At 69.9% G+C, this 13,457-nt stretch carries 12 protein-coding genes; 6 read left to right on the top strand and 6 right to left on the bottom strand.

What is annotated here, in order from left to right; genetic code table 11:
- Positions 1 to 12 precede the first annotated feature (12 nt).
- From ACZ597_RS32095 to ACZ597_RS32080, 4 genes are read left to right on the top strand one after another with little or no spacing between them, the layout of a single operon-like run.
- Entirely contained in the window at positions 13 to 1,449 is a 1,437-nt protein-coding gene (locus ACZ597_RS32095) for a site-specific integrase (protein ID WP_471338031.1), read from the top strand.
- Positions 1,449 to 3,200: a hypothetical protein gene (locus ACZ597_RS32090; protein ID WP_471338028.1), complete on the top strand. Its 1,752-nt coding sequence runs from the start codon at positions 1,449 to 1,451 to the stop codon at positions 3,198 to 3,200. Before ACZ597_RS32095 ends, ACZ597_RS32090 begins: the two co-directional genes overlap by 1 nt.
- Positions 3,197 to 5,386: a site-specific integrase gene (locus ACZ597_RS32085; protein ID WP_471338024.1), complete on the top strand. Its 2,190-nt coding sequence runs from the start codon at positions 3,197 to 3,199 to the stop codon at positions 5,384 to 5,386. Before ACZ597_RS32090 ends, ACZ597_RS32085 begins: the two co-directional genes overlap by 4 nt.
- A complete protein-coding gene (locus ACZ597_RS32080) occupies positions 5,386 to 5,871 on the top strand; it encodes a hypothetical protein (RefSeq protein ID WP_471338018.1) in 486 nt (161 codons plus the stop codon). The genes ACZ597_RS32085 and ACZ597_RS32080 overlap by 1 nt, the downstream gene beginning before the upstream one ends.
- A gap of 45 nt (positions 5,872 to 5,916) precedes the next feature.
- Here ACZ597_RS32080 and ACZ597_RS32075 read toward each other — a convergent pair whose 3' ends face one another.
- Positions 5,917 to 6,198 carry a hypothetical protein gene (locus ACZ597_RS32075; RefSeq protein WP_471338013.1) on the bottom strand — a complete coding sequence of 94 codons (282 nt, stop codon included), beginning with the start codon at positions 6,196 to 6,198 and terminating at the stop codon, positions 5,917 to 5,919.
- Positions 6,199 to 6,542: 344 nt separating this feature from the next.
- Between ACZ597_RS32075 and ACZ597_RS32070 the strand changes: the two genes are divergently transcribed.
- A complete protein-coding gene (locus ACZ597_RS32070) occupies positions 6,543 to 7,868 on the top strand; it encodes an MFS transporter (RefSeq protein ID WP_471338009.1) in 1,326 nt (441 codons plus the stop codon).
- On the opposite strand, the gene ACZ597_RS32065 is transcribed toward ACZ597_RS32070, so the two are convergent.
- The 5 genes from ACZ597_RS32065 to ACZ597_RS32045 form a co-directional block, all read right to left on the bottom strand.
- Positions 7,790 to 9,190: a TfuA-like protein gene (locus tag ACZ597_RS32065; RefSeq protein WP_471338006.1), complete on the bottom strand. Its 1,401-nt coding sequence runs from the start codon at positions 9,188 to 9,190 to the stop codon at positions 7,790 to 7,792. The genes ACZ597_RS32070 and ACZ597_RS32065 overlap by 79 nt on opposite strands.
- Positions 9,187 to 10,356 carry a YcaO-like family protein gene (locus ACZ597_RS32060; RefSeq protein ID WP_471338002.1) on the bottom strand — a complete coding sequence of 390 codons (1,170 nt, stop codon included), beginning with the start codon at positions 10,354 to 10,356 and terminating at the stop codon, positions 9,187 to 9,189. The genes ACZ597_RS32065 and ACZ597_RS32060 overlap by 4 nt, the downstream gene beginning before the upstream one ends.
- Positions 10,357 to 10,489: 133 nt before the next feature.
- Entirely contained in the window at positions 10,490 to 10,654 is a 165-nt protein-coding gene (locus ACZ597_RS32055) for a hypothetical protein (protein WP_471337998.1), read from the bottom strand.
- Positions 10,655 to 10,686: 32 nt separating this feature from the next.
- A complete protein-coding gene (locus ACZ597_RS32050; RefSeq protein WP_471337995.1) occupies positions 10,687 to 11,307 on the bottom strand; it encodes a hypothetical protein in 621 nt (206 codons plus the stop codon).
- Positions 11,307 to 11,945 carry a hypothetical protein gene (locus tag ACZ597_RS32045; RefSeq protein WP_471337992.1) on the bottom strand — a complete coding sequence of 213 codons (639 nt, stop codon included), beginning with the start codon at positions 11,943 to 11,945 and terminating at the stop codon, positions 11,307 to 11,309. Before ACZ597_RS32045 ends, ACZ597_RS32050 begins: the two co-directional genes overlap by 1 nt.
- Before the next feature lie 237 nt (positions 11,946 to 12,182).
- Between ACZ597_RS32045 and ACZ597_RS32040 the strand changes: the two genes are divergently transcribed.
- On the top strand, positions 12,183 to 13,433 hold the full coding sequence (locus ACZ597_RS32040) for a transcriptional regulator (RefSeq protein WP_471337988.1): 1,251 nt from the start codon (positions 12,183 to 12,185) through the stop codon (positions 13,431 to 13,433).
- Positions 13,434 to 13,457: the final 24 nt, after the last annotated feature.

Raw genomic sequence — 13,457 nt, 5'->3', positions numbered from 1 at the left:
TAGGGTGTGGGCATGTTGCTCACCTACTTCACCCGCAACGGGTGGGAATCCTGGGATACCGGCCGCGAGCCTCTGATCCCCGAGAACATGCCGGTCCTGATCGACGACGACCTGCTGTTCGAGGACGGGAACGGGCCCCGTCCCACCGTCGCGGTGAATGCCTGGCTCCGCGAACTCCCCACCACCGGTGTGCCCGCAGTGAAGTCGTGGCGGTCCTACGCCCAGGCCCTGCGGTCCTGGCTGGAGTTCCTCGCGGACCGCAGAGTGCACCCCTTCGCCGATCGGGAAGACCTTCGGTCAGCCCTCGGCGCCTTCGCCGAGTTCCGACTGTCCGGACCACTCGAAGCGCGCTGGGACCGCACCACCTGGAACCATCGCATCAACGTGCTGTCCTGCTTCTACACATGGGCCGTGGACAACGACCACTGCACGAAGATCCCCTTCACGTACGCCATCGGTACCCGCTACTCCAAGGAAGTCGGCCCGGTGGACGTTCGCCGGAACACCGCAACCCTGCGCGGGGCCAAGCCGCACGTCACGATGAAGTACCTGGAGTCGCAGTTCCGCGACATGTTCCTGAGGGCGCTGGCCGGCCTCGACCCCGACGGCAACCCGGACGGGTTCCGAGGGCGCGAGCTGGCCCGCAACGCCGCCGTAGGCAGCCTGGTCTGCGCCACGGGACTCCGCTCCCAGGAGTTCACCTACCTCCTGACACACGAGCTTCCCGCCCTGCCCGCACGGCGAACGCCCGTACCCGTCTGGTTCCCGCTCGCGGCGGCCACCACCAAGGGCCAGAAGGCTCGGGCCACATGGACCAGCTACAGCGCCCTGGCCGACATCCGCCAGTACATCGAGCTCGACCGGGATGCGGCTGTCACCCGCGGCCCCTACCGGCCACCTGCCCGGTACGGCCCGCCTCTGCAAATCGAAGGCGCCGACTACGAAGGCGGCCGGATCAACGGCCGCCGCACCCCGTGGCGGCGGCTCTCCCCCGCCGACCGTCTGCGGCTGGTCAACCCCGACGGCACTTCCCCCCTGGTCGCAGTGCAGTCCACCGGCATCCCGTTCGTGGACTGGGACACCGTTTTCCGGCGCACCTCCCAGCGGATCCGGGACCGCTACGAGCCCCGGTTCCCGACCGTGTCGCCGCACATGCTCCGCCACACGTTCGCCATGGACACGCTGGAGATGCTGGTCCAGGGCTACTACCAGCGGGCCGCAGCCCTGGTCACCGACACAAACGGGAACGCAGGCCTGGCGCTCTACCTGACCAAGACAGACCCCCTGCTGATCCTGCGGGATCTCCTCGGCCACTCCTCCGTGACGACCACGGAAATCTACCTGCGGCGCCTGGACGTGCAGCGGATCTACCGCGACGCCTACACGACCGCCGGCCGCGCGATCGACGATGACGCCGAGGCCGCCAGCGAGTTCGGAGACGACATCTGATGCCCGCCCACGTCCACCATGACCCGCTCAGGGTCGAGTTCATCCTGCCGCGCACCGCTCGGTACACCAGCTGGTTCGATACCACCGCAAACCCCAAGCTGGCAGCCGAGCTGGCAGCCGGGTTCACCGAACTGGTCCACCCTCACGGAAACATCGCGGCGAGGAACACCGCCATGGCATACACGTCCACCCTGCGGGCCATGCTCCGCTGGCTCGATGTACAGGGGTTCGATGGCGGACTCGCCGAACTCACGAGCCCGTTGATGCTGCGGTACTGGTTGGCAATTCCCCCCAAGAAAGCCATCGTCATCCGCAGTCTGCTCCGCGCCGCCCACCAGGTCAGCGGCGCTCTGGCACCAGAGGTCGTCCGCTACCTGGACGGACGGGCCATCAAGCCCTTGAACCGGTCACAGCCATTCCAGCCGTACACCGACGACGAGTGGCAGCGTCTCACTGAGGCATTGCGCAAGGTAGTCAGAGAGGCTTGGAACGATCACCGTCAAGTGCTTGGCGAAGCCGTCGAGGGCGAGGACCCAAGCAAAGGAAGCATCACTCGGGCCGACATCGCCCGCGTGCTGCTTGATCACGGCCCGATGTCCACCCCCGCGTTCGTCACCCATACGGGCCACAGCCGCTTTCGCGTGAGTAAATCCGATCTGGGGCCGGTCCGCGAGGCCCTGTACCCGTCGAGCACCATCACAGCCGCTTATGCGCTGCTGCTAGGTGTCTACAGCGGTGTTGTGCCCGACGGCATCTCTGGCCTCGGCCTCAAGAACGTAACCTGGTCCGGAGATACCTCAGTCCTCCTGGACTATTTCAAGGGCAGGCGCGGACCGGAATCGGTCACGCTCAACGGTCGCGCCGTCCGGCTCATTGAACGCTGGCTGGAACACTCCGCACCGATGCGACGTCATGCCCACGCACGTGCCCGCGGGGAACTGTGGCTGCGTGCTAGTCCGGCTGGAAGCCTCCACCTTGACTTCGTCGCGAACGGATACGCCATCCACGGGCCTGACATGAGAAGAGAGAACCTTCGGGCCAGTAAAACCGGGCTGGCCGACATCATGGGGTTGGTGGATGACTCGGGGGCGCCGTTGCGTATCCAAACGGGACGGATTCGCGCAACCTACTTGAACATCCTCAGCCGCAAGGGCTGGACCGGGAACACGGCGATCGACCCGAACCACAGCTCGGCCGTGGAGGGCGACCACTACCTGACTGCGCAGACTCCAGCCCAGATGGACGCGGTCGAAACGATCATTGAGGAGAGCCAGGCCGACCTCCTCCGCAAGGCACAGCCGCCTATCGTTCTCGACCTGGAGGAAGCCGCCAACGCGGCAACTGCCCTGCCGGAGACAGCGGCTCGCCTGGGCGTCACAGACGGCGTGCTGGCCGAGCTCCTCAGCGGAGAACGAGACGTGTTCACCGCATCATGCAAAGACCCGCTCGCGGGACTTCACGGGCCTACAGGAAAGCCATGCCCAGCCAGGCCGTGGGTTTGCCTGCTGTGCCCCCTCGCCGTCTTCCTGCCCCGTCACGCGGCCAACCTCCTACGGCTGCGCGCGTACTTCGCGCGGCAGTCCCAGCAGATGACCACAGAACAGTTCATCGCCGTGTTCGGCCCATACGCCGACCGGCTGGACCGGGACGTCCTGCCCTCATTCCCCAACTGGCTGTTGCAACAGGCAGCGGCCGACGTGGTCGACAACGACACCGAAGTACCTGTACGGCCTGAGGAGGCCACCGCATGACGGCGACGGGCACCGCTGTAGTCGGCCGGGACCGGTCCCCCTTCGCGGGCGCCGACGTTTGTTCGACGGCGAGACTACAACTGACCGCCGGGTCCGAAAGACCCCGGTTCGACGATGACGTGTGGGACCTGACCGGGCTCACCGACGCCCCGAAGGGATTGCGCCGGTACAAACTGCGGTGGGACTTTGCCCGGATCGTCCATCCCGCTTGGCGGGTGACGGCGAAGGAGCTGGTCATGGCGATGATGGCTCCGCATCACGAACTCGTGGCCGTCCTGCCTTACGCCTTCCGCACCCCCAGGTCGCTCGGTCACCTGCATGGCCTGGTCCAGCATCTGGGCAACTGGTTGAACTGGCTTTCCGCCGAGGGCGTTCGCGCACTGGCCGATGTGGATCAGGGGCACTGCGATCGGTACTTCGATGTGACTTCACGCCGCGTCACGGGAGCCGGCACCGTGTCCCCCGACACGCACTCGCATCGGATCACGCCCGTCCAGTACCTGGCCTTCTACCGAGAACTGTTCTCCCGTGACGCCTACGCGCCCGGCTTCATCCCCTGGGACGGTCGGGCACCGTTCGAGATCGCCGGATGCAAGCGCAGAGGCGGCAACATCGTGGGCCCCGTCCCGGATCACGTGTTTCAGCCGATGCTGTCGGCTGCCCTTTGGATCGTTGAAGTTCTCGGCCCGCACGTGGCCGAGACATTCGAGAGCCAGACGCGTGTAAGCCGCCCCACAGACTCGGGTAACCGGCGGTACACGGATAGCAATAAGCGGGCCGTTGTGCTCCACGTTCACCAGCTCGTTCGTCGAGGTATCCCGCTTCCCCAAGCCGCAAACAACACGGTTAGAAGACGCATCAGCATGGGATGGGATCCGTCGGATCCACTGCTGGAGGTCAACACCGACCAGCTGGGTCTCGATGGCGGGGCCGGGTGGCACACCCTGTCCAACAGCCTGCCCCAGTACAGACGTCTTCTCGAGGACGCCGTATCCAAGGTCGGCGTCACCCACATCCACGGGCGCGACGCCGCACTCATCCAACGTGCCGACGAAACCCGCATGGTGCCGTGGACGCTTCCCCTTGATGATCGCGACCTCCGCCAACTGGGAAGCGTTGTCCAGGCCTCGGCCATGCTGGTGACCGCTGCGATCAGCGGAATGCGAGCCAGTGAGCTAGCCGAGCTGACCGAAGATTCCTGCCTTCCGCCGGCACCCGCCTACGGAGGCACAATGCGCTACCGGCTGGCGTCCCGACTCGTCAAAGGGCAGGAACTCGGCGGTGTACCGGAGGAGTGGGTGGTGGTGGAGCAAGCCTGGCAGGCTGTCGCCCTGGCCGCACGTATCTCCCGGCGCCGTGGATACCTGAACGGCTCCCTGTTCGGTTCGAAGGAGTTCTGCAGCACCACTATTTATGCCAGGTTCAGGAAGTGGGTGAACGGCCCGGAAGGGGCCAGGCTCGGCCTCGCTCCGATCCCGGACGGGCCCGTGAGCGCGCGAGGGCTCCGGCGAAATCTGTCCATGGCATTGGCCTACCGGCCCGGGGGGCTCATCGCCGCCAAAGTCCATTTGAAACATGTACACGTAGCCACCACCGAGGGCTACGCGTACCGGCCCGGCGGAGCCCAGGGAATGTTCCTTGCCGAGGTCGGCAAGGAAGAGGCTGAGCACCACATGGAGCTGACGGCGGCCGCGTTTCGGGACTTCCAGGCCGGCATCATGCCGTCCGGTCCCGGCGCCCGCGACGTGATCGCCGCGTTCGAGCATGTTGACGCCGCGCTCACTGACCACCAAGCCGACGATCCGGCGGTGATGGACTCGGACCGGCAGCTGACCAACCTGCTGCGGCACCAGGCCCAGTACCTGCACGTCGGGGCCGCGAACTACTGCTGGTTCAAGGACCCGTCCAAGGCCCTCTGCCTGAAGATCGCAGGCGCCGAGGTCACCGCGGACTCCAAGCCGATGGCAGGGCTGTGTGATTCCGCGCGGTGCCCGCAGGCCACCCACCATTCGGAGCATCGCCCGGTGTGGGCGGCCAGCGCCGACAGCCTCCGCTCGACGATCCGGGACCTGCCACGATCACAGAGGATGCAGAAGCAGCGACTGCAGGCTGACCTGGCTCGTACGGTGCGGGTCCTGGAAGAGATCGACGCCGCCGCCGGCACCGGCGCGGCAGGGGGGCAGTGATGGCACGGATCAGCGAGCAGGCCAAGCAGCACAACGAGAACGCGATACGGGCCGCCATGGACCGGCTGCTGCGGGGAGAGATCCCGCCCGGCGGCCGCTGCGACCTCAAGACGCTGGCCGCCGAGGCCGGGGTGACCCGCACCGGGTTCTACCCGAAGAAGGACCGGGCCGGGAACGAACGGCCCGGCCCGTACCAGCACCTGGCCGACGAGTTCGAGCGGCGTGTCCGGGCCAAGCAGGACGCGGGCGAGATCGTGGACCCGCGCGAAGCGCAGGTCGAACGGTTGAAGGCCGAGGTGGCCGAGCTGCGGGAGCGGGTCGCGGCGCGGAACGAGACGATCGACGAGCTGACCGAGTTCCGGAAGCTGGCCCTGTCCCGACTCGCGGCCCAGCACGCCGAAATCCAGCGGCTGCGGAAAGCACTGGACGGGGCCGGGAACGTCCGCAGACTGCCCGTGGGCGGCCTGCCAACCCCTCGGGGGTAAGAGGCCCGCAGCAGCCGTACCGAGACGCCCACGGCCCGGCTGTGGCTACGGCTGCTGCGGGGGCTCTCCCGGTCCGGCCGCCGCTGTCCCGCCGTGCTCGATGCGGACGCGCTCGGTAGCTTGCGTTTCGGCGATGTAGGTCTTGGCGACGTCGGCGACACGGTCGACGACGAACCCGGCCAGCGCCGCCACCCCAATGCCGCCGCCTGCGCCTGCGGCCGCTTCGATGATCGGCGGGAGCGCAGAAGCCGTCAGGGGACTGGCCGCCGGGTCGGCGGCCGGTGCGTCGGTGTCGGAGACGGCGCGAATGCGGGCGGCTTCACTCATGGAGCCATGCTCCCGCCGCTGCGGCGCGTTCGGCGGCTCGGCACGCGAGGATGGCCCACGGAGTTCCATCAGGCTTCGCCGCCGTCCAGATCTTCGTACGTGCTGGCCAGCGGTGGAATCGTCTGCGGGTGCGGTCATAGGCTCATCGATACCGTCGAGCACAAGCCTGCGGTCGGAGCCATTCCGGGCCCGGTGCCACGTTCATCCGTCTGTCGAGGCGGGATACGTCGAGGGTCGGTTGGTGCGTCTGAGACACACGATCTTCGGGTTGCCCTAGAGTCGTGGCCAGCTTCCCGGTGGCCTCGTTCCACCGGGATTTCGTGTTCGCTGGGCGGAGTTGGATCTTGCGTAAGGCGCGTCTGCACCACTGGAATTCGGCAGGGCCAGTCCCACAGATCAGCTGGGCGGCCCGGGTCCGGGAGGCAGGCGCCCCGCTGACGATCAGACCGTACCGGCTGCACTTCACCGCCCGTCTGCTGTCCTGGACGGGGTCGGCGGTGGCCCCGATCGGGCTGGCCTTCGCGGTCCTGGCCATCGGCGGCGGGCCCGGCGCCCTCGGTGCGGTCCTCGCGGCCAGCGTCGTGCCGCAGATCCTGCTGCTGCTGGTCGGCGGGGTCGTCGCGGACAGACTGTCCCGGGCCCGGGTCATGGTGTGGTCGAACGTGGTCTGTGCTCTCGCCGAGGTCGCGGCCGTGGGGCTGCTGCTGACGGGTGTGGCCCGGGTCTGGCATCTGGTGGCGATGTCGGCCGTCTGCGGGGCCGCGGGAGCGTTCTTCACCCCGGCGGCCGGCGGCATCGTGGTCGAAGTCGTCCCCGCCGAGCTGCGGCACGCGGCGAACGCTCTGCTGAAGATCGGGCAGAACACGGTGAAGGTGGCCGGGCCCGCCCTGGGGGGCGTGCTCGTTGCCGTGGCCGGCCCCGGCTGGGCGATCGGCTGGGACGCCGTGACCTTCGCCGCGTCGGCCCTGCTGTTCTCCCGGATCAGCCTCAAGGCCAAGACTGTGAAGGTCCGAGCAGGGTTCACTGCCGACCTGCGCGAGGGCTGGGACGACTTCCGCTCCCGCCGCTGGCTGTGGGTGATGGTCTGCCAGGCCTCCGTGATCGTCCCCGTCTGGCTGGCCGGGTACCAGCTCTTGGGCCCGGTGTACGGGCAGCGGGTATTGGGCGGCGCCGCACCGTGGGGTGTCGTGGTCTCGGGGTTCACTGCCGGGCTCGTAGCTGGGGCAGCTGTGGCCCTGCTGTGGAAGCCGCGTCAGGTCGGGCTGGTGGTCTGCGCGGGCACGGGGTCGATGGCCCTGCCACTGGCGGCGATGGCGGCGGCCTGGCCGCTGGCTGTCCTCGCGCTGGCCACGGCGGCGGCCGGGACCGGGCTGGCGGTCAGCATGACCACCTGGGCGTCCCTGGTCCAGGAGCGCATCCCGGCGGACCGGCTGGGCAGGACCCTGTCCTACTCGACGCTCGGACAAATCCTCCCGGTGCCGTTCGGCTACCTCCTCGCCGGTCCGGCCGCACACCTCGTCGGGCTCCGTACGACCCTGGCCATCGGCGCTGTGGTCATCACGGCCGCCGCCGTCGTACCGCTGGCGATCTCTCAGGTGAGGGGGCTCTCCCTCGCCGCGGAGACGGCCGGCGACCCCGTGGGCGCCGGGTCCGTACGGGCGGAGAGGTAGAACGCTCGGGCCACTTCGACGGCTCCGGCGAAGTCGCGGAAGGCCCGGTCACGGGCCGCCGCATCCAGGACGGTCCGGCCGGAGCCCTCGGGGAGCCCCCAGCGCTGGGCGAGATGCGAGGCAATCCGGTCGCCGCTCAGGTGGGCCGTGGTCCGGTGGGGGTCAGCCACCTCGATCTCGGCGTTCAAGGCGAACGCGGCGGCCACCGCCTCCGCCGCCGCGGGAACGGACCCGATGAGGTCACCGGCCTCGGCCATGGTGGCGGGCCACACCTTCCAGGCGCCGTCCAGTCGGGCGGAGCGGACGACGACCCTCACCAGGGCTTCCCCGGGCGGAAGCTGCCGCATCTCCTCGAGGGTGAGCCAGTAGGCGAGCTGGTCCTCCGGCATGGCCTCCACGTCCACGCCTGCGGCGGCCATCGCGTCCAGCCCGGCCCGCTCAGCCACCGCGGGCTGGGACGGGCGGCACTCGCCTGCGCACTTGTCGTGCGGCAGGGCGGCCAGGACGCGGGTCCGCCACCGCAGCGCGAACCCCAGATCGTAGAGCTGCTGGTAGTGCAGCAGCGCGAGAAAGCTGACCGGCCGACCGCCCGCCATCGCCCCCGGCCGGAAGGCCGCCTGCCAGTACCGGACGAAGCTCGTCGCCCACGGCTCGGACGACCAGGCCCCGGGGCCGGGCCCGGCAGGTATCCCGGCGGCCACCAGGGCGAGGGCGCGTTCAGCGTCCTCCCGCTTGGCGTCCCAGCCGTTGCCCAGCCGCCAGGCGTCCGCCCGGCCGAACGCCGGCCCGAGCCCCTCCCCGGCCGCGAGGCGGCCCAGCCCGGTCCACGACCGCGACGTGTACGGGAGGGAGCGGGCCAGATCGGCGAGCCGGTCCGCTTCAGTGTCGTCGAGCTGCCCGTCTGCGGCGGCCCGGGTCAGAGCGGTCCGCATGTTCACCAGGGCCTCCGAGACCGGGTAGCCGTCGTCCGTGTGAAGGACGGCGACCTCGTCGTCCGCGTCCAGGACGCCGCTGCGGAAGTCTTCAAAGATCCGGCCGACGCCGACCATCCCGTACGGGGCGAGTTCGGCGGCCCGCAGGGCGCCCATACTGGCCGCGCCGACCACGGTGACGCCGTCGGCCAGCAGGGCCAGGATCTCCTTGTGCCGGACGGGGGCGCTCTGGTGCCACAGCCCGTCGATGATCAGCACCGTGTCGCCGGGGCCGACCGCGAGCCGCATCAGGTCGCCGTGGCGGATCGGAGGGTGCGTCACGGCGCCAGGAACGACCTCGCGCACGCGGTCGGCAGTGACCGTCGGCCCGCAGAAGACGTGGACGGTCATGCGGCTTCCTCCAGGCTCGGGCGGGGGATGACGTGCCGGGCGTCGTACCGAAGGCCGGGGGCCAGCACCTTGACGACGGCGAACTCGCGCCGCTGGTGGAGTCCGTGGGTGAGGTCCACCACGAGCGGGGCCAGGCCTGTGACGGCCGCGATGCGGGCGGCGAGGTGGGCGGCCTCGCCGTCGTCCGTCGCGAAACCGGTGGCGTGCTGGGCGGCGACCTCACGCCATCCGATGCCCGGGTCCAGGGCGGGCAGCGGCCGGCGGTACACGGAGGGCCGGTAGGCGGCCTGGTGGATGTCCTCGCGGCTTCCGGTGATCTGGGTGAGCCGGGACTGCACGGCTTCGGTGATCGCCCGGGACAGGGCGACGTGGGGGTCCAGGTGGGCGCCGGAGCCGGAGGCCAGCAGGGCCGGCTGGTCCTCGCGCCACAGGTAGCAGCTCATGACCGGTACCCCGAACCGGTTCGGCAGATGCCACAGCTCCAGCCAGGCCCCCGCGGCCCGCAGCCGGGCGATCAGGGCCGCGCAGTGCTCGTCCTGGATGCTGTCGGGGTCGATGAGCTGGCCCCGGGCCTGGCCAGAAAGGGTGAGGGAGCTGATGGTGTCGCGTTCGATCAGCTCGGCCAGGCCGTGGACGATCGCCTCGGCGCGGGTGTTGCCGGACGCCAGGCCGTTGGTGGAGGCGCTGGGCAGGTGCAGCCGCCACTGGTCGTGGACTTCGCGGCCGAGCCGTACGCAGGCCGCCGGGACGAGCACGGGTTCCTCGTCGAGCGCCGAGCGGGCGGTCGTCCAGTCCATGACGGTGCGGTCGGTGACCAGGGAGCCGGGGTGGCTCTCCAGCTCGGTGACGGGGTAGGGCAAGTTGAGGTCTTGGGCGGGGGCCCGGACCTCGGAGGGCGGGACGGCCCGCTCGCCGTGCCAGGCCTCGATCGCCTCCATGGCGCCGGAGACGCGGGCGGCTGCCAGCGTGGCGCCTTTGCCTTGGGCGACGGACAGGGTGCGGGCCAGGGGCCGGACGGCCATGGTGACGGGGATGCCGATGTCGTCGAGGCCGGTCACATCGGCGACGCGGGTGATGCCGTACGCCATCAGCAGCGGCCGGATCGCTTCCCAGGTCTGTTCGGGGTGACGGGTGCGGTGGGTTCCGTGGAAGTACGTCTTGCGCATGGGCTGTTCCCTTCGCAGCAGACAAAGGCCCGGCCGCCGGGCGCCCCGGTCACGGAGGGCGCCCGTCGGCCGGGCGGGTTCACCTACCGCCTACCGGCGAACAGGGCCGGCGGCGGTGTCCCAGGGCTGCCGGTCAGACGGTCGGCAGCTCGTAGGTGTGGGTGTCGGGGAAGGCGGAGTCCGGCACAGCCGGGTCGCCGCCGGAGTTCTGCGGCATGTTGCCCTCGGCGTGCAGTTCGACCACGAAGTCGGCCGGGTCAACGGCCTTCGTCGTCGCGGACTGGATGTTCTGGGACATGGTCGTTCCTCCTTGTTCTGGAAGGGACGCTGCTACACCGAGAGGTCGGTGAAGCAGATGGTGATCAGCACCTCGCGCGATTCGGAGTCGAGCGGGGTACGCCAGTGGGGGATTCGACTTCCGTCGAATCCGGTGAGGTGGCGGTGGCGGACCGGGAAGGTCTCGCCGCCGTCGGGGTAGGGGGTGCTGGCAAGGCGGTCGGCGACCTCCTGTGTGGTCAGCCAGCGCAGGCCAGGCAGCCAGCCCATCGAGGCCAGTCCGGGCGTCAGGCCGCACGAGAACGTGATCTCGCACTTGCCGTCGTCGCGGTGTACGTGCATGTAGTCGCCGGGCGCGTAGAACTTCAGCCCGAAGCGGATCGGGGTCATGCGGGCCCGGCCGGTGGCCTCCCCCGCGACCTCCGCCAGCGCCTTGGACATGGCCAGTGCGCTGAGGGCCTTGCCGCCGGTGTGGACCTTGCACCGCTGGGGGGAAGTGATCGACCCGTCCCTCATCACCAGCAGGCCGGGGCGCTGGTTGTGGCGGACGACCGCGTGCGGCTCGCACCGGGCTGCCTCTTCGGCGATCTCGTCCCACAGCCCCGGCTCGACCGCGTCCTCGGGGACTTCGGCCCGGCCTTGGGCCAGCCAGAGCTGGCGCGGGTTCATGGTCATCACAGGTCCATGTACTCCATCGTCACCAGCAAGCCCATCGGCACCGTGAGCGGCGGCCGCCAGTGCGGGACGTGGTAGCCGGCGAACGCGCGGACGCTGCCGTCCCCGTACGGGTGGGCCAGGGTGGTGAAGCCCTCGCCCTCGGGGAAGATCCCGTGCTCGGTGACGACCTTGCCGAGCTTGTCGGGGAAGACGCCCATCAGGTCGGGCGCCCAGCCCATCGGCGGCAGGTCCTCGGTCAGGGCGAGTCCGACGGTGACGGTGGACTTCACCGAGTCGGTGTGCAGGCCCTGGAAGTCGCCCTCGCGGTAGAGGACGACGGCACCGCCGCGGGGGACCAGCCGGGGGATGCCAGTCGCCTCGCGGAGGGCCAGCAGCAGGGGCTTGTCGTAGGCCAGGCCTTCCAGCACGGGGCCGGGCGGGATGAACCCGCAGTGGACCGGGGAGGCGAAGCTGCCGTCGCGGTGGGCGGCTGTGTGGTCGTGGATGTGGGGCGTGACCAGGTCGAGCCGGCCGTGGGCCTCTTCCACCAGTGCCTTGAAGCGGTCCGGCTCGAGGACGCCGGGTACGAGGGCCGTTCCCGTCTTCTCCCAGTCGGCGCGAGCCGGGGACCGATCCACGGGTGCTTCGGTGTCCATGTTCCCCTCCAGGTGGTCAGAACTGGTGGTGCCGTGCGGACGGTTGGAACCTCAGCCCGCTCCGGGGTCATGCGGCGAATCCGGCGGAGCGGGCCGAGGGGTTCAGCGGCGTTCGCCCATTGAACTGCCGGGGAACACAAGGAATGAGGGGCCAGGAGGGGGTGCGTTTTCGAGCGGGGGGCCGCTGTGGGGGGCCAGGATGGGGGCCGCACCCGACGGCGACGGAGGGAAAGTGCCATGGTGGCTCCGAACGGCATCGGCGTCTTACTGCGGACGATCCGCGAAGATGCCGGCCGCACCCGTGACGAACAGGCCGAGCTCGTGCAACAGGCCCAGGACGGGCGGTGGTTCGACTGGGAGAACATCAAGCGGTGGGAGACGGAGAAGCGGTTACCGGTCCCGGACTGGCACGAGACGATCGCCCGCGTGTACGGGCTGACCGTCGCGGACGTGCAGCGGGCAGTCGCCGCATCGCGGCAGCACCGACGCAGCCAGCGCAGGGAGAAAGAGGACGTGAAACGACGCAACTTCGGGGCGGCGGCCGTCGCGGTCGGCGCGACGCTTGCACTGCCCGGCATCGCGCAGGCCCACCAGGGCATCAACGGGGCCCTGACCGGCGCCGGCACCAGTGATCTCGACTACCTGGCGACGGCGTTCGAACGTCACCGGGGCGGCTACCGGGGCCGTTCCCCCGAGGACGTGCTGACCGAGATGCAGGCGGACCTCGCCATCCTCGAACAGGCCCTTAACCGGCCCCACCCGGCCTCCTCCCGGGCTGATCTGGCCCGCACCACGGCCGGCATCGCCGGGCTGGTCGCGATCATCCAGCACGACCGGGGCGCGAAGGACGAAGCCCGCGGGTGGTTCGCGACGGCGGAGAAGGCCGCACGCGAGTCCGGCGACCGCCGCATGACCGCCTGGGTGCTGGCCCGGCACGCGATGGTGCCGCTGAACTACGGTGCCCCTGAGGTAGCCGTGCGGCTCGCCGCTCGGGCCCGCCGGGCAGCCGGACGAACCCCTACCGGGGCCGGGGCCTTGGCGGCGGCCGTCACGGCCCGCTCGCTGGCCGCCATCGGCGACCACCGCGGGGCCAAGGCAGCTGTCACGGACGTGCAGCTGCTAGTCGAGCGCCTTGACGGGCCGGAAGCCGACGACACCTGGTTCGGGTACCCGGCGCAGAAGCACTTCGTACACCTCTCACAGGCGTACACGCTCCTCGGAGACACCCAGGCCGCGTACACGGCCCAGGACGAAGCCCTGTACCTGACGACCTCGCCCTCCGTGATGACCCGGGCCCTGATCGCCGTGGACACCGCCGCATGCCTCCGCATCGACGGCGACCCGTCCGGTGCTGCAGACATGGCGGCCGGGATCTTCGACCGCCTCCCGGTCGCCTACCGCGAAGGCCTGATCCGCTCACGCACCGAAGCTCTGCACCAAGCCCTGACCGGCCGCCCCCGCGACCTCCTCGGCCAGGCTCTCGTCTGACGCCGCCTCGACACGTCTTCCGCG

Source organism: Streptomyces sp. NPDC040718 (genome assembly GCF_055593565.1).
Note: the sequence above shows the minus strand (reverse complement) of the source record. Positions and strands in the feature narration are given on the sequence as shown.